The 16,047-nt window shown below is 59.2% G+C and carries 18 protein-coding genes and 1 pseudogene; 8 read left to right on the top strand and 11 right to left on the bottom strand.

The annotated features are described in order from the left end of the window. Window positions 1-391: 391 nt before the first annotated feature. Window positions 392-862 (top strand): DUF1289 domain-containing protein, encoded by a 471-nt coding sequence (locus ACA053_RS12820; protein ID WP_109630366.1) that lies wholly within the window; start codon window positions 392-394, stop codon window positions 860-862. A 158-nt stretch (window positions 863-1,020) separates the two neighbouring features. On the opposite strand, the gene uspL is transcribed toward ACA053_RS12820, so the two are convergent. After that, the gene (gene uspL, locus ACA053_RS12825) at window positions 1,021-1,884 is read right to left on the bottom strand and encodes a universal stress protein UspL (protein WP_497317626.1); all 864 of its coding nucleotides are present in this window, start codon (window positions 1,882-1,884) and stop codon (window positions 1,021-1,023) included. 162 nt (window positions 1,885-2,046) lie between these two features. On the opposite strand from uspL, the gene ACA053_RS12830 reads away from it, so the two are divergent. From ACA053_RS12830 to ACA053_RS12840, 3 genes are all read left to right on the top strand, one after another. Then, a complete protein-coding gene (locus ACA053_RS12830; RefSeq protein ID WP_105345386.1) occupies window positions 2,047-2,655 on the top strand; it encodes a MiaE family protein in 609 nt (202 codons plus the stop codon). A 245-nt stretch (window positions 2,656-2,900) separates the two neighbouring features. Then, window positions 2,901-3,608, top strand: coding sequence for a response regulator (locus tag ACA053_RS12835; RefSeq protein ID WP_497396157.1), 708 nt, complete (start codon window positions 2,901-2,903; stop codon window positions 3,606-3,608). Further along, a complete protein-coding gene (locus ACA053_RS12840) occupies window positions 3,609-4,895 on the top strand; it encodes an ATP-binding protein (RefSeq protein ID WP_497395788.1) in 1,287 nt (428 codons plus the stop codon). It abuts the gene before it with no gap. 134 nt (window positions 4,896-5,029) lie between these two features. Here the strand turns inward: ACA053_RS12840 and ACA053_RS12845 are convergent, their stop codons facing one another. Beyond that, window positions 5,030-5,818 (bottom strand): MipA/OmpV family protein, encoded by a 789-nt coding sequence (locus ACA053_RS12845; protein ID WP_497395790.1) that lies wholly within the window; start codon window positions 5,816-5,818, stop codon window positions 5,030-5,032. Window positions 5,819-5,920: 102 nt separating this feature from the next. Continuing rightward, complete coding sequence (locus ACA053_RS12850) at window positions 5,921-6,409, bottom strand: GFA family protein (protein WP_497317632.1); 489 nt, start codon at window positions 6,407-6,409, stop codon at window positions 5,921-5,923. A gap of 374 nt (window positions 6,410-6,783) precedes the next feature. Between ACA053_RS12850 and ACA053_RS12855 the strand changes: the two genes are divergently transcribed. The 3 genes from ACA053_RS12855 (at window position 6,784) to ACA053_RS12865 (ending at window position 9,993) form a co-directional block, all read left to right on the top strand. Continuing rightward, window positions 6,784-7,668: a LysR substrate-binding domain-containing protein gene (locus ACA053_RS12855; RefSeq protein ID WP_109636032.1), complete on the top strand. Its 885-nt coding sequence runs from the start codon at window positions 6,784-6,786 to the stop codon at window positions 7,666-7,668. A 100-nt stretch (window positions 7,669-7,768) separates the two neighbouring features. Next, the gene (gene aguA / locus ACA053_RS12860; protein ID WP_497395792.1) at window positions 7,769-8,893 is read left to right on the top strand and encodes an agmatine deiminase; all 1,125 of its coding nucleotides are present in this window, start codon (window positions 7,769-7,771) and stop codon (window positions 8,891-8,893) included. A gap of 2 nt (window positions 8,894-8,895) precedes the next feature. Continuing rightward, entirely contained in the window at window positions 8,896-9,993 is a 1,098-nt protein-coding gene (locus ACA053_RS12865) for an extracellular solute-binding protein (RefSeq protein WP_497395794.1), read from the top strand. A gap of 125 nt (window positions 9,994-10,118) precedes the next feature. Here the strand turns inward: ACA053_RS12865 and ACA053_RS12870 are convergent, their stop codons facing one another. From ACA053_RS12870 to ACA053_RS12905, 8 genes and pseudogenes are all read right to left on the bottom strand, one after another. Then, window positions 10,119-10,736, bottom strand: coding sequence for a DNA-3-methyladenine glycosylase family protein (locus tag ACA053_RS12870; RefSeq protein WP_109630393.1), 618 nt, complete (start codon window positions 10,734-10,736; stop codon window positions 10,119-10,121). 5 nt (window positions 10,737-10,741) lie between these two features. After that, complete coding sequence (locus tag ACA053_RS12875) at window positions 10,742-11,545, bottom strand: isocitrate lyase/PEP mutase family protein (protein ID WP_497395796.1); 804 nt, start codon at window positions 11,543-11,545, stop codon at window positions 10,742-10,744. Between the two features lie 41 nt (window positions 11,546-11,586). Beyond that, on the bottom strand, window positions 11,587-12,669 hold the full coding sequence (locus tag ACA053_RS12880; RefSeq protein ID WP_497395798.1) for a bifunctional transcriptional activator/DNA repair enzyme AdaA: 1,083 nt from the start codon (window positions 12,667-12,669) through the stop codon (window positions 11,587-11,589). Window positions 12,670-12,733: 64 nt separating this feature from the next. Then, window positions 12,734-13,423, bottom strand: coding sequence for an arsenical resistance protein ArsH (arsH, locus tag ACA053_RS12885; RefSeq protein ID WP_497395800.1), 690 nt, complete (start codon window positions 13,421-13,423; stop codon window positions 12,734-12,736). Then, window positions 13,423-13,878 (bottom strand): arsenate reductase ArsC, encoded by a 456-nt coding sequence (locus tag ACA053_RS12890; protein ID WP_497395802.1) that lies wholly within the window; start codon window positions 13,876-13,878, stop codon window positions 13,423-13,425. Before ACA053_RS12890 ends, arsH begins: the two co-directional genes overlap by 1 nt. 119 nt (window positions 13,879-13,997) lie before the next feature. Continuing rightward, a pseudogene (locus ACA053_RS12895) lies at window positions 13,998-14,133 on the bottom strand (LysE family translocator); the annotation flags it as partial. A 346-nt stretch (window positions 14,134-14,479) separates the two neighbouring features. Then, the gene (locus ACA053_RS12900) at window positions 14,480-14,788 is read right to left on the bottom strand and encodes a hypothetical protein (protein ID WP_123366410.1); all 309 of its coding nucleotides are present in this window, start codon (window positions 14,786-14,788) and stop codon (window positions 14,480-14,482) included. 125 nt (window positions 14,789-14,913) lie between these two features. Continuing rightward, window positions 14,914-15,300 (bottom strand): hypothetical protein, encoded by a 387-nt coding sequence (locus ACA053_RS12905; RefSeq protein WP_497395804.1) that lies wholly within the window; start codon window positions 15,298-15,300, stop codon window positions 14,914-14,916. Between the two features lie 237 nt (window positions 15,301-15,537). On the opposite strand from ACA053_RS12905, the gene ACA053_RS12910 reads away from it, so the two are divergent. Further along, window positions 15,538-15,975, top strand: coding sequence for a GNAT family N-acetyltransferase (locus ACA053_RS12910; RefSeq protein ID WP_497395806.1), 438 nt, complete (start codon window positions 15,538-15,540; stop codon window positions 15,973-15,975). Window positions 15,976-16,047 lie beyond the last annotated feature (72 nt).

Consider the following 16,047-nt stretch of genomic DNA (forward strand, 5'->3'; position numbering starts at 1 on the left):
GTGGTCCCAAATGGGTGTCCGGGACGCTCATCCCGAAATTGCCGTACTCATGCGCTGCGTGGCGTTGTGGGCCACTTAGCCAGAATTACCGACAATTCCTTACAGAAGCTGCTTTCAAAGTTTTACGCCTGCAGAACGGGGAGCTGATGAGGGTTGGCGTAGCGCTTTTCCCCGCTGGAAAAACCCTTCGCCAACTCCGCTCTGAAGGAACGACTGTGCTCGTGACGCTTTGAAAACAGCTTCTAACGGACATTGGCGCCTTAAAAGGCTGGCTGATTCTACGGCAAAAAAAAATTAAAGGTAAGTTAGCCCCTCAAGATTGAGGGGTGATCAATGTTAGACAAAGGGCTAACATGCCGGCCTGTTCTGCTTTCCCGTGTTTTGCCTACCTATGCCCAATCAGACCATCAAGACCCCCTGCGTCGGCCTCTGTTCCACTGTTTACGGTGATCTGGTGTGCCGTGGTTGCAAGCGTTTCCACCATGAAGTGATCAACTGGAATGGTTACAACGAGGAGGAGAAGCGCGCGGTGTGGCTGCGTCTTGAGCAGTTGCTGTCCCAGGTGATGGCCAGCAAACTGGAAGTTTTCGACCCCCAGCGCCTGCGCCTGCAGCTGGAGCAGCGCAAGATTCGCTTTGTGCCGCATCAGTCGGAATATTGCTGGGCGTATCAGCTGATCGCCCGTGGTGCGCGGGTCATCAACAACCTGGAAGCCTACGGGATGGTGCTGATGCCGGAGTTTCGCGACTGGAACCTGCCGGAACTGCGCGATGCCATTGATCGGGAATTCTTTTTGCTGTCCGAGGCGCATTACCAACGCTACATCGCGCCGGGTTTCCTGAGAGACGCCTTCGGCGGTTGAATACATAACCTGTGGTGAGGGGATTTATCCCCGTTGGGTTGCGAAGCAACCCCAAAATCAGGCACCCGGATGGATCAGACATACCGTGTGCGCCGGTTTTGCGGCGACTGCGTCGCCGAACGGGGATAAATCCCCTCGCCACAGGGGCACCGCCTGTCTCAATGCTGAGTAACGATCTCTTCCAGATGATCCATGATCGTATCCGGCTTCAGCACCAGCACATCGCTCTCCACCGCATCCAGCACCACCTCCGCCGTATTCCCGATCAACGCCCCGGACAACCCTGACCGCGCGACCGTCCCAATCACCGTCACCGCCGCCTGAAGCTTGTGGACCATGTACGGAATCAACACATCCGCCGGACCTTCCTCTATGTGCAGGTGTTCATCATCGATATCAAACTCGGCCTGGAACGATTTGCACTGTTCGCGATAGCGCGCCTCGATGGTTTCACTGAGCTGTAACGTCGGGTCCGCGGCCGACAGCATCGGTGACGGATGGGCGCTGACCACATGCAGACGGGCCTTGGCCAGGCTGGCGATGTCGTAACCGTGATCGACGATGGTGGCGTGCAAGGTGCGGTGCTCGCCATCGGTATTGCCAACATCAATGGCCGCCAGAATCACGCCGCCGGTCCACGGTTTCGAGGTTTTCACCAGCAGCACCGGGGTCGGGCAATAACGCAGCAATTTCCAGTCCGCCGGGGTCAGCAGGGCTTTTTTCAGCGGGCTGTCGGGGTAGTGCTGTTTGACCACCAGTCCGCAGCCTTCCGCCTGCTGCACATCGACGATGGTTTCGTGCAGGCTCTCATTCCAGGCCTGCTCGGTGGTGACGCTATAACCGTCCTCGATCAAGGCTGCCTTGAGCACTCCCAGCATGCCGCTATGGTCATGCTTGCGATCGCACACCAGCAAGTGCAGATGCGCCTGGGTCACGCCGGCAATCAGTTTGGCCCGTTTGAGCGCCAGGCTTTCCGAGTGTTCGGGTTCGATGACCACCAGGATGCTGCGAATGGCTTGCATGATCGGGATCTCCAGGAAGGTAAAAAATACTGCGTTGGACAACTATAGTTCTTCGCCGCCAAACCGGTACTTGATGCATATCAACGGTGGCGACTGGTGGTCTTGCGGCAGGCCGGTATAATCGGCGCCCTTCGATTTATACCTTTTTATTCCGTGAGCCCCATGATCCTTCCCGAAATTCACGAGTTCCTCGGCTGCCGCACCCCCGATGGCTGGGTCCAGGCCGCGCTTGCCGATCAGGAAACCCTGCTGATCGACCACAAGAACTGTGAGTTCAAGGCGGCCAGCACGGCGTTGAGCCTGATCGCCAAGTATCACTCCCACGTCGACCTGATCAACCTGATGTCGCGCCTGGCCCGGGAAGAGCTGGTGCACCACGAGCAGGTCATGCGCCTGATGAAAAAGCGCAAGATCGAGCTGCGTCAGCTGTCCGCCGGGCGTTACGCCTCGGGCCTGCGTAAAGTGGTGCGCAGCCACGAGCCGGTCAAACTGGTGGATACGCTGGTGGTTGGCGCTTTTATCGAGGCCCGCAGCTGCGAGCGTTTCGAGGCGCTGGTGCCGCATCTGGACGAAGAACTGGGCAAGTTCTATTTCGGCTTGTTGAAAAGCGAAGCGCGGCATTTCCAGGGTTATCTGAAACTGGCTTACCAGTACGGTGATGCCAAGGACATTGCCCAGGTTATTGACCGGGTTCGCGCTGCCGAGCAGGAACTGATCGAGTCACCGGACGTGGAGTTTCGCTTTCACAGCGGTGTTCCAGCCGCGGCGTGAAGATCAAAAGATCGCAGCCTCGTTTCACTCGACAGCTCCTACATTGGAATGCATTTCCTGTAGGAGCTGTCGAGTGAAACGAGGCTGCGATCTTTTACGTCTGAATTGTTAAAAACTCTTAAGAGTATGAAACATCGCCAAAAACCGGCCCTTGAGGCCGGTTTTTGCTGCCCGTCATCACCGTCCTGTCACCGATTGGCGCCATAATGCCGCCCACTTCACACAAGGGGCAGCAGACGGTCGTTATGGATAACCTGGGTTTTGGCAAAGTATTGCTGGTGGAAGACGATGAGAAGCTCGCCGGGTTGATCGCGCATTTTCTGTCCCAACATGGCTTTGAGGTCCGCCAAGTGCACCGCGGTGACCTCGCGCTGGCCGCCTTCCTCGAATTCAAACCGAAAGTTGTCGTGCTCGACCTAATGCTGCCGGGGCAGAGCGGGCTGCACGTGTGCCGCGAAATCCGCAGCGTGTCCGATACGCCGATCGTCATCCTGACCGCCAAGGAAGACGACCTCGATCACATCCTCGGCCTGGAGTCTGGCGCCGACGACTATGTGATCAAACCGATCAAGCCGCCGGTGCTGTTGGCCCGCCTGCGTGCCTTGCAACGGCGTCAGACCCCGGACAGCAACGTGTGCAATGCCCTGGAGTTCGGCAACCTGAACATCGACCGCAGCTGCCGCGAAGTGCGACTGGCGGGCGAGGTCATTGAAATGACCACCATGGAATTCGAACTGCTGTGGTTGCTGGCCAGTGCCGCCGGCAAGACGCTGTCTCGCGATGACATCCTCAACCGCATGCGCGGGATCGCCTTCGACGGCCTCAACCGCAGCGTCGACGTCTACATCAGCAAATTGCGCGGCAAGCTCAAGGACAACCCGCGCGAGCCGGTATGCATCAAGACCATCTGGGGCAAGGGTTACCTGTTCAATCCGTTTGCGTGGGAGCTGTAAATGCTGCGGTTATTTCTTGGGCTGTTTCTGGTGATGACCGTTGGCCTGGTCCTGGGGCTGCAAACCGTCGAGCGCACGTTCGATGCGCTGCTCGCCGGCCAGATGCAGAGCTACAACCGCGAGGCGGTGCGTGGCCAGGCCTGGTCGCTGGCCGAGCAGTTGCGCGATCTGGACGGTTCGGACCGGGAGCAACAACTGGAAGCGGTGCGCCCCCACTATGGCTTGGGCCTGACGTTGGTCGAGAGCAGTCAACTGTCCCTGACCGATCAGGAGAAAGCCGAGTTGGCCCTTGGGCTACTGGTGATTCGCGACAAGTACACGCAGTTCATCTCGCGCATCGACGAAGGGTCTCAGTTGCTCAGCATCAAGCTGCCGGCCGAGCCCAGTCTGATGCCGTTCTACATTGCCGCGGCGTACCTGATGATCGCGGTGATGATCGGTTTCGTGTTGATGTTCTGGGTGCGTCCGCACTGGCGGGATCTGGAGAAACTGCGCCTGGCGGCCGAGCGTTTTGGCGATAACGACCTGTCGTCGCGCATCCAGCTGTCCAAGCGCTCGAACATTCGTGACCTCTCCGAGCACTTCAACCTGATGGCGGCGCGCATCGAAGGCTTGATCGCCAACCAGCGCGAGCTGACCAACGCGGTGTCCCATGAATTGCGCACGCCGATTGCCCGGTTGTCGTTTGAACTGGACCAACTCAAACAACAACCCGATCCAACCCAGAACCGCGAACTGATTGCCGACATGTACGCCGACCTTGGCGAGCTGGAAGAAATGGTCTCCGAGCTGCTGACCTATGCCAGCCTTGAACGCGGTGCCACGGTTATCACCCGGGAAAACATCCAGGCCAACAGTTGGCTGGACAGCGTGGTCGGCAGTGTGGCCCTGGAGGCCGAGGCCGCCGGGGTTCAGTTGTTGATCGTCGAGTGTCAGGTCGATGAGGTGCGCATCGAGCCGCGTTTCATGGCCCGCGCGGTGATCAACCTGCTGCGCAATGCCATTCGTTACGCCGATGAGCGAGTTGAAGTGTCGTTGGTCCGTACCGGTGATCACTACGAAGTGCGGGTCAACGATGATGGCCCCGGCGTGCCGGTGGACGGACGCGAGAAAATCTTCGAACCGTTCTCCCGCCTGGACGCCAGCCGTGATCGCCGCACGGGCGGGTTTGGTTTGGGGTTGGCATTGGTGCGGCGGGTATCGCAATCCCATGGAGGGCAAGTGGAGGTGGCGGACTCGCCGTGGGGTGGGGCATCGTTTCGCATGACTTGGGCGCATCTGGATTAATGATGTGGTTCTTGCGGGCCCTATCGCGGGCAAGCCACGCTCCCACAGGATCGAGTCGTCCACAAATTATGCGAACGACTCGGTCCTGTGGGAGCGGGCTTGCCCGCGAAGAGGTCATCAGCAACACCGCATTATCAGAAGGTGTACACAAACTGCCCAGCCAAAGAGGCCTGCATCCGCCGCTCAACAATCGGACTGTCCGCCGCATCACCCGCCAGATACTGCACGGCTAGCACCGTCGAAACACTCCATTGATCATCGATCGGCAACGACCAGCTCAACTCCGCCCCGCGACTCACCAGCCCACCTTTAGTGTCATGCGCCCTGAACTGACTGCGTGAAGCCTGCGCCGCACTGACGCCATACCAGGTGCGCACGTAATTACCATCACCAAACTGACTGTTCAGGCTGCCCGTGACCTTGCCATAGTCGCCCTCATAAAACGGCGCGCTGATGCTCAGCTTCAGGCGATTCCAGGACGAGCCGGTGTCGTGATCGTCATCGTCCTTTTCCAGCGCATGTTCAAAACTGGCACCGAGAATGATCGGGCCCATGTTATAGGTCCCGTCCAGACCCAGCGCCGGCCGCGACTTGATCGAGCCCATGCCGTTGAGCTCATCCGAGCCCTTGAATCCAGTCTTGCGATCCTTGCGCACATCGCTCGCGCCGATGTACACGCTCAGACCGAAGTCTTCTTCATCAAACGCCCAGCCCAATCCCTTTTCCGTGTCCAGAAAGACTCCATACGGGCTGACCACCTTGGCGCCCAGCAGCGGCGCCACCACGCGCTCGTCGCTGCCGCTGTAACGCGGCACGCTGGCGGCACCGGCGCGCAAGGTGTAACGCCAGTCTTCGGCGTGTAATGAATCGGCGGGAAACAGCAGGCAAAGCGAAGGCAACGACAGACACAGCGAACGTAGCATGGGAACACCCGAGGGGAGGTTGGATGCGCCCATGCTAGGCGGCTGCCGGCCGGCAATCTTTGAGAGCTTTGTCGGGAAACTGTCAAAGACTGTGAAGCAGCTTCAGCGGCTCAAACCCAGGCGTTCATGCCAGTCGGCAATGGACTCTTCGGGATAGACGTCGAACTGCTTGTCCCCGGGACGCATGTCGACTTCCACCCATGGCGCCTTGGAATCGAGCAACAAGTGCGTGTGTTCCGGCGGCACCGGCAGCGGGGTGTCGATGGCCGACGCAAACGGGTGAATCAGCTCCGGCCATTCAGGGCTATACACCCACAGGCACGAGCCGCAGACCGAGCAGAAATGCCGCCCGAGGCTGCTGCGATGGGCGCGCTTGTCGCCTTCGTTTTTCAGTTGCGCATGGTAGACCGCGACGTGCTTGCGCCCGCGGACCTTCAGGCTGGCGGCATCACCGGCAATATTGATCGAGTAACCGCCACCGCCTTGAGTCTTGCGGCAGATCGAGCAGTAGCAACGCTGATACGGGTAGGGGTGGGTGCTGGTCAAACTGAACGACACAGCGCCGCAATGGCAGGAGCCTTCGAGCTGCATGGGAACCTCCGACGAGGGTTGGGTTACCCAAGACAGCCTAGACCGTCAGCGCACTTCGACCGGCACCAGAATCGTATCGCCGGTCGCCACCAGTTTCAACGGGTCGCCGGTTTGCGCGAACAGTTCGGGGCGAACATGCGCCGGGTTTTAGGGGTGACATGGTGGATAAGGGCGGGTGATGGACCGCAGGATTGGTGGTGAGTGTGCCGGCCCCTTCGCGAGCAAGCCCGCTCCCACAGGGGGATCGCATTCATCTGGGGGAACTCGGTCAATTGTGGGAGCGGGCTTGCTCGCGAAGAACGATAACGCGGTCCCGCTGGACGCCCACCCATGCCCAAGGCAGCATGGTCGCCTTCATCACCGGGGCTGAATTCATGCGACGACTGCCTTCCTTAGCAGCACTCAGAACCTTCGAATGCGCCGCCCGTCACGCCCATTTTGGCCGGGCTGCCGCCGAGTTGTGCGTCACCGACAGCGCCGTCAGCCATCAAATCCGCCAGCTCGAAGAGCACCTGGGCGTTTCGCTGTTCATCCGCGAGGGCCGACAAATACGCCCGACCATGGCCGCGGGCCGGTTGATGCAAAGCCTGCAGCAAGCTTTCGAACTGATCGGCGAAGCCTGCGATGAATTGCGTGACCCGTCATCGCTGGCGGTATTGCGCCTGGCGGTCACCGCCGAGCTCGCGCAAAAGTGGCTGATGAGTCGCCTCACGGACTTCTACGCGCGCTACCCGCACATCACGCTGCACCTTTACGAACAACCGATCGATGCCACGGCGCCGGGGGAAGACATCGACCTGGCGATCACCTACGGCACGGGCCCGGTCGACAGCAGCGCGTACTTCGTCCGGCCTTTACCGGCGCTGCAATTCTTCCCGGTGTGCAGCCCCGGCCTGTTCAACCAGGGCACGTTGAAAACCCCGAAGGACCTGGCGCGCCACTGCTTGCTGCATGACGATCAGGACGGTAAGACCTGGACCGCATGGCTCACCAGCCATGCCGGCGATCAGCGTCCCCAGCGGCAACTGTATTTCGCCCACGCGGGCCTGGCACTGGAAGCGGCGGTGCAAGGGCAGGGCGTGGCCATGGGCGACAATCTGACGGCTCAGGAAGACTTGCTCAGCGGTCGTCTGGTCCGGCCTTTCACCGCCAGCATGACCGCGCTCGGGCAATATGCGCTGGTGTGTGAGCGGGTGCGCCTGGAGCGTCCGGCCGTGGCGCAGATGCTGGAATGGTTCAACGATCAGCTGATCGATTGATGAGTTGAATTCAAGTATTCCGAAATAATCATCGTTGGCGAGGAGGGCGCCGACGACCGTAGCCTGTGGTCATTCCAATCCCCGCTGATGAGGTCTGACCATGGCACGTTTGCTCGATTCCACCCCCAAACTCGACGGCTTTCGCTTGCCCGGCGAATTCGAGACCAAGTCCGGTTGCTGGCTCGGCTGGCCGGAGCGCACCGACGTCTGGCGCAACGGCGCCAAGCCTGCTCAGAAAGTCTGGGTGCAAATCGTCACCGCCATTGCCCAGAGCGAACCGGTGACGGTGTGTGCTTCCGCCACACAATTCGCCACCGCTCGCCGCCAGTTGCCGCCTCAGGTTCGCGTGGTGGAAATGACCTGCAACGACACTTGGTTCCGCGACAGTGGCCCGTGCTTTGTCGTTAATGACGACAGCGGCGAAGTGCGCGGCGTCGACTTCGAGTTCAACGCCTATGGCGGTCTCGACGGTGGTTTGTATTATCCGTGGGACAAGGACGATCAGATCGCCAGCAAAATCCTCGAAATCGAACGCTTCGACCGTTACCGCGCACCGTTGATTGCCGAACTGGGCGGCATCCAGAGCGACGGCCAGGGCAGCATCCTCACCACCGAGCAATGCCTGCTCAACCGCAATCGCAACCAGCATCTGGGCAAGGAAGAAGTCACCCGCCGCCTGACCGATTACCTCGGCGCCGAGCAAATCATCTGGCTGCCACGAGGTTGCAAGTTCGACGAAACCGACGGCCACGTCGACGACCTCGCCTGCTTCGTGCGCCCTGGTGAAGTGGTCCTGCAATGGACCGACAACCGCGATGACCCGCAGTGGGAAATCTACCAAGAGGCCTACGACATTCTGCGCAGCACCCGCGACAGCCGTGGCCGCGAGTTGACCGTGCACAAATTGCCGCAACCGGATGTGCTGGAATGGACCGCTGAAGAGGCCGAAGGCCTGGACCAGCAGGACAGCACCCATACCCGTCAGGCCGGGACCCAGATCTGTGCGTCGTACATCAATTACTACGCCGGCAACACTTCAATCGTGGTGCCGCTATTTGGCGATCGAAATGATCAGGCGGCGCAGGCGACCCTGGCTGAATTGTTTCCGAAACACAAAATCGTCGGCATCGAAAACTCTCGGGAAATCCTCCTCGGCGGTGGCAATGTCGCGTGCATCACCATGCCGCAATACGCTGCGCCTGCCCGCAGCAAACAGGGAGCGTAATCATGGGCCTGCACAAACTGACTCAAGCGTTATTGCTGGTGCTTGCACCCTGGTGTGTGCAGGCCGCCGACACCGCGAAGCCGGTGGTGAACCTGTACATCTGGGGCGAGTACCTGGCCCCGGATACCCTGACCAACTTCGAGAAGAAAACCGGCATCCATGTGGTGGTCGATCACTTCGACTCCCTGGAAACGGCGGAGACCAAACTGCTGACCGGCCGCAGCGGTTATGACCTGGTGCTGACGGCGGGGCAGCACCTGTCCCGGGCGATCCAGAGCGGGGCGATCCAGACATTGAATTTGCAGCAATTGCCGCACTTTGCCGGCGTCGGGGAAGAGTTCCGTCAACACATGGCGGCGTTCGATCCGGGCAACCGTTACGCCGGGATCTACGCCTGGGGCACCACCGGCGTCGGCTATCAGGAAGAAGCGATCAATCAGCGCTTGCCCGATGCGCCACGGGACAGTTGGGCGATGCTGTTCGACCCGGCGGTGGTATCGAAATTTGCCGATTGCGGGGTCAGCCTGCTCAATGATCCGAACGAGGTGTTTGCGGCGGTCATGAAGTACATGGGCCTGGACATCAATCGCCAGAACCTCGATGACCTGAAGCTGGCTGAGCAACAACTGGCGAAGATCCGGCCGTACATCCGCTACTTCGACAATGACCTGAACATCAGCGACCTGGCCAATGGCAACACCTGCGTGGCGATGTCGTGGAACGGCAACGTGGCCATCGCGGCAGGTCAGGCCGAGGCGGCGAACAAACCGTTCAAGCTCAGTTACCGGATACCGAAGGAGGGCACGTTGATCTGGTTTGACGCCATGGTCATTCCCAAGGATGCACCGCACCCCGAGGCTGGGCTGGCGTTGATGGATTACCTGATGACCCCCGAGGTGATTGCGCCGATCACCGACACCATTCACTACGCCAACGCGATCACGGCGGCGGACGGGTTGATCGATCCGGCGATCCGCAATGATCCAGGGACGTACCCGTCGGCGCAGGTGCGGGCTTCGTTGTATAGCAAGAATGACAATGGCAAGGCGTTCAACCGGGCGCTGATTCGGGCGTTTACTCGGTTGAAATCCGGGTTGTGATTGGCTTTGGGTGATGCGGTGAATGTTCTGGCCTCTTCGCGAGCAAGCCCGCTCCCACAGGGGGGTTGTGAACACTCGAGCTCCAGTGTGGGAGCCAGCCTGCTGGCGATGAACGATGACGCGGTCTACTTGCCGGTCATCCGCCACAAATACCAGGAAGCCACCGTCCGATACGGGCTCCACGCCAAGCCGATCTCAACCATCTGCTTACGCGTCGGCTGCACCTCCAGCCCCTTCAGCCGCCGATACCCCTCGCGCACCCCGAAGTCATCCGCCGGCAAAATATCCGGGCGCTCCAGGCTGTAGATCAGCAGCATCTCAACCGTCCAGCGCCCAACCCCGCGCAAGGTGATCAACCGCTCAATCAGCGCCTCATCGTCCATCGCCAAAGCCGTTGCGTAATCTGGCACCACACCGTCCAAAGACGCCTGCGCAATCCCCTGAATGGTCGCAATCTTGCCCCCGGAAAACCCGCAACTGCGCAACTGATCAAACCCTGTCGCCAGAATCTGTTCCGGCCTTGGAAACGCCGTCGACGGATACAACGCCAGCAGCCGACCGACGATCGCATCCCCCGCCTTGGCGTGCAGTTGCTGATAGGCAATCGCCCGCACCAGCGACTCATACGGATCGCGAGCCGCGTGGGGTTGGTGCAGGCACGGTCCGATAGCGGCGATGTGGCGCCGCCAGTCTTCATCGATCGATGACAGAAACTTAGTCGCAGGCAGATAGGGATCGGGCATGGTGATCAAGTATTCCCGGCCGTTTTGAGCAGGGCGTTGATGTCCCCGTACGTGAAGGCCTTGAGGTCACTGCTATCCAGTTTGCCCGTCTCCAGAAACCCTTTGGCCAAGGACGCCATGGCGCCATACAGAAACTCGGCGATGCCCGAACCGGCACTCAGGCGCCGCACGCCGAGGGCTTGCAGCGCTTCAGGCGACGGCAAACCCGGCAGCCCGAGTACGTTGACCGGCAGTGTCGTGCCCTGGCACAGCGCCTTGATTTCGTACTCCGCCGTGACGCCCGCCGCAAACAGCCCGTCAGCGCCCGCCGCCTGATACAACGCAGCGCGCTTGAGCGTTTCGGCGACGCGATCTTCAGCAGGCACCAGGCCCTTGAGGTACACGTCGGTACGGGCATTGATGAACAGCTTCACATTGCGCCGATCGGCAACCTCTCGGGCGACTTCGATCTTGCGTGCCAGCAACTCCGGCGCAGAGGCACCGTCCTCGATATTGATCCCGACCGCACCGGCCGCGATCACCGCCTCGACAACTTCGGCCACCCGCGCCAGGTCATCGGAATAACCGGCCTCGATGTCGATAGACAACGGCACCGAAATCACCCGGGCGATGGATTCAACGGTAGATATCAGGCGTTCAAGCGGCAGGGCATTGCCGTCCGCATACCCATGCGCCCAGGCCACCGCCGCGCTGCTGGTGGCCACGGCTTTGCAGCCCAATTGCTCGACGATGCGCGCCCCGGTGGCATCGGCAACGTTGGTGAGTATCAGCAGGCCGTCGTGATGCAGTTGATGAAATTGCGTGTCCATCGAATGTCCTTCCTTATGACTTTTTGCAGAAAACCAGGGGATCAGAAAGCGAGTTGTTCGGTCACCTGCACGGCGGCTTTTTCCAGCCTGAGCAAAAACGCCTTGCGCGGTTGTCCTCCACCATAGCCCGTCAACGAGCCGTCTGCACCGATCACCCGGTGGCAGGGCAACACAATCGAAAGCCGGTTGTGCCCGTTGGCCAAACCCACCGCGCGACTGGCGCCGGGCTTGCCCAGTGTCGCGGCAATGGCGCCGTAAGTGCTGGTTTTTCCGTACGGAATCTTCGCCAGTTCGGCCCAGACCTGCCGCGCGAATTCGCTGCCGGGCAAGTGCAGCGGCACGGTGAACTCGGTGAGTTTGCCGGCGAAATACTGCGCAAGTTCCGCTTCAATCTGCTGCAAATGGGCGTTGTGCCCCGGCGCCACGGCATAGCCATAACGGTTCTGCAGTTCTTCGACTTCCCGGGTCAGCGCCGGTCGATCGAGGAACTCCAGCAACACCAGCCCACGGCGTTCGGCCATGGCGATCATCGGCCCCAGCGGTGTGGTCAGGCGCGTGAACAACAACGGCTCACTGTTGGCCGCACGGCCCGGCGTGATGTGGAAGGATTTTTGAAACGCATCACGAAAACCGCTCAGGGATTCGTAACCCGAGTCGAACGCCGCGTTGTCAATGGAATCTCCCTGTTTGATACCGCCCAATGCCATGCCCAGGCGCCGGGTGCGCAGCCAGGCGTGGAAGGTCATGCCGAAATGCTGCTTGAACCAGCGGCGCAGTTTCAGCGGTTCAATGCCCTCGGCAACCAGTTGCGCATCGGTCCAGCGCATCTCGGGATCGGCGTCCACCGACTTGAGCAGCGCCTGCACCCAGTCCGGCGCAATGGCGGCAGCGTCCAGCGGCCTGCAGCGCAGACACGCGCGATAACCCGCCGACATGCACTCATCGGCATGGGCGAAGAACTCGACGTTCTCCGGCTTGGGTTTACGCGCCGTGCAACTGGGGCGGCAGAAGATCCCGGTGGTCTTCACGGCAGTAAAGAACACCCCCTCGTAGGCGGTGTCTCGTTCGAGCATGGCGCGGACCATCTCGGCGTGGGGCGGCAGCACAGCGTTTTGTAGGTTCATGGGCTGAGCATAAGACGCGTTGAGCGGCGCCTCCACCGGAAAATCGACAGAGAATTCCCCAGCCTCAGATCGAGCGTTGATTGACCCGCTTCGACAGCTCTTCAGCGCTCTCTTTGCGTTCCGAATAACGGTCCACCAAAAACTCCTCGCGGCCACGCACCAGCACGGTGAACTTCATCAGTTCTTCCATCACGTCCACCACGCGGTCGTAGTACGCCGAAGGCTTCATCCGGCCAGCCTCGTCGAATTCCATGAAGGCCTTGGGCACCGAGGATTGATTGGGGATGGTCAACATCCGCATCCAGCGGCCCAGCACGCGCAGTTGATTGACCGTGTTGAACGACTGGGAGCCGCCACAGACCTGCATCACCGCCAGGGTTTTGCCTTGGGTCGGACGGACCGCGCCCATGGTCAGCGGGATCCAGTCGATTTGCGCCTTGAACACCGCCGACATCGAACCGTGGCGTTCCGGCGAGCACCAGACCTGGCCTTCGGACCAGAGCACCAGATCGCGCAGTTGCTGAACTTTGGGATGGTCGCTGGGCGCATCGTCAGGAAGGGGAAGACCGGAAGGATCGAAAATCACCGTTTCGGCCCCCAGCAGACGCAGAATCCGCGCGGCTTCCTCCGTCAACAAGCGACTGAACGAGCGCTCGCGCGTGGAACCGTAGAGCAGCAGGATGCGCGGTTTGTGGGTGCTTTCGGTTGGAAACGTCAGCAGTTCCAGATCGAGATTGGGCAGGTCGTCGTTCATCACAGGGCTCCGATGCGGTCCAGTTCGGTTTTCAGTTCGGCGTCCGAAAGGTTTTTCAGGTCCAGGGCGAAGAAGGCTGCAAACCGTTGCTTGATCGTTTCGACGGTGCTGTCGAACGCAGCCTGAATCTCCTGCTCGTTGCCATGCACCTCCGACGGATCGGCCAGTCCCCAGTGGCTTTTGATCGCTGGACCGAAATACACCGGGCACGCTTCCCCGGCGGCTTTGTCGCACACGGTGATGACGATATCGGGCGGGGAGTCGGCGAACACCGAAGAGTCTTTGCTGTAGATGCCTTCGGTCGAGATCCCGAGGTTATGCAGTGTTTGCACGGCTTGAGGGTTGAGCCGGCCGCTGGGGAAACTGCCGGAGCTCACTGCCACAAAGCCTTCGGGAGCCAAATGATTGAACAGCGCTTCGCTCAACACGCTGCGGCAGCTGTTGGCGGTGCACATGAAAAGAACTTTGGTGGGAGAGGGGAGTGGGCTCATCGCTGAAGGCTCTTATATATGGATATCCGAATATACGGATGCTTGCCCGGGTTGCCAACTCCCTTTTACGAGCCGTTCCCTGCGGCGTAGGCGCTGATGGCGATCCATTCCAGCATCAGGAACAACGCGCCGAGCAGTGCAAATTGCGGTGTCATCGAGCGGGTCGGGTCGACGGACTGGGGCAGGAAATGCGGTGAAAATCAGGATCGCCTTGGGGTCGCTGGGGCCTAGTTTGATGCCTCCATGCCCGGAGGGGCTGTTTTCGGCCAAACGCAGGCATTAGACGCGTGTACGAACCCAGCGGCTATTCATTGCTCTAAATCCCGCTGTCTGCCGAAGACGTTCACGGCGCCGACGCCCTATTGCATCGGTCTCGCTGATCCCGTCTCGCACCACCCCGAAAGCATGTGAGGTCAGGGGGCGGGGGCTGCCGGTTGTTGATTCCGTACGTCGCACTATCCGGCCATCGACGTCAAGGCCTCCCCAAGGGCGCCCCTGGCTACAGGTAAACTCGAGGCGTAAAAAAGCCCGGGTTGAGCGGGCATCGGAAATCATCCGAACTAATTCAGGCACCTGATTCAGGGTCACTCGCAGGCATACCGCGAGCTTCCTTATCGTTTTCGTCCTGATCGTCCATCTGTGGGTCGGCGTCAGGGTTATCGACTCGACCGCTCTGTCCAGCTTCTGGATGCTCACTCGACACCGAGTTATTTGCATCCACGTCAGTCATGTCTTCGTCGACAGGAGCCTCGTCGTCTGGAGGCAGCGGAACTTCGGGCTCGTCCCTCTTGGGGTCATGGCCGGTTTCGTTGTCCGTCGTGCGCGTTTCGGGCTGCTGTGATTTGTTGCCAGGTGCGTTCTCGTCAATGTCCATGCTGAACCTCCGTACTCATGCGCGGGATGTCCGTGCTTGAACATGAGAAACGGCAAAGCGTTACAAGTGCAGCGCAGTGGACGAACGGAGAAGAAAAACCCGGCTCACTGGCCGGGCTTTCTCTCTTATCTCCTATCGTCTGAAAGAGGTGTCTGTTCATCCGCCTCTGGGGTAGTCCTCTCACCAGGATCTTTCCAGTCTTCTGGACGATCATCGCTTGGATTTTTCAACGGATCGTATTTGTTCGGATCGTCTGGATCTAGCGTCGGCTCATCTGAACCTGGCTCAGGCTTGGATGGAACAGAACCTTGTGTTTGGTTTTGAAAACTCGAATCGGTAGACATACCCACCTCACCAATAAGGTCCAGCTTTTCTGGGCCGTAATAGTTTGAATTTGGCAGGTGAAAAGTGTGCGACTGAGCAGATGAGCGGGCAGTAAAAAGCCCAGCGGGCGGCTGGGCTTTTGGAGTTGCACGGACTTGCCCCCATCTGCATCGCAACTGACCAGTCATTTGCAGCCGACTTGACCAGCGCACGTGGGAATGACGACGGGCAGAGAACGGCCAGAAGCAGACCATGGACACGCAGCTAATACGTCAGTAATGTGCAAAGTAATATGTCGCTTTCCCCCTTCTTGATGTCGCGTTTACAGACTCGATTTTTTGATTGCTCAAGGGATTACGCATGAACATGGAATGTTATGCCAAAAGCCGTTCGGCACCTCAAAGTTGAATTTAAGGAGCAATAAAGTGGAAATCAAGATTGATATATTGGGTTCTCCAACAGAAAAGGATAAAGGAGTTCTGAATAATAGGTTTTCAGAATATCTTCGAATTCAATATCCAAATCTACCACCAGAATCGGAAGATAAAATATTTATGGTGGTTGCACACGATGAAGTAGGCGACTACATCGGTGCAATAAGCTGTAATTGTTACTGGGATGGCTTAGAAATTGACACCTTTTGGGTTAAGGAATCTCATCGCGGTAAAAAAGTAGGATCGATGCTTTTGGAAAAAGCAGAAGCGATTGGTGCCAACAATGGGGCAGTAGTTGCATTCTTAAAAACCGTTGATGCTAAACAGTTCTATGAGCGGCATGGGTATGAGATTTATGGTGTTCTTGAGGATCGCCCAATCGGGACTAACCTGTATCATTTAAAGAAACGGCTAGTAAAACATGCATAACAACTGGTTCAAATCGTTCGCTTCGCTCAATGGGACGGGCTAAAGTCCCCCCCTTAACCAAATGCTGGTCAG

The sequence above is a fragment of the Pseudomonas sp. LBUM1672 genome (assembly GCF_059695655.1).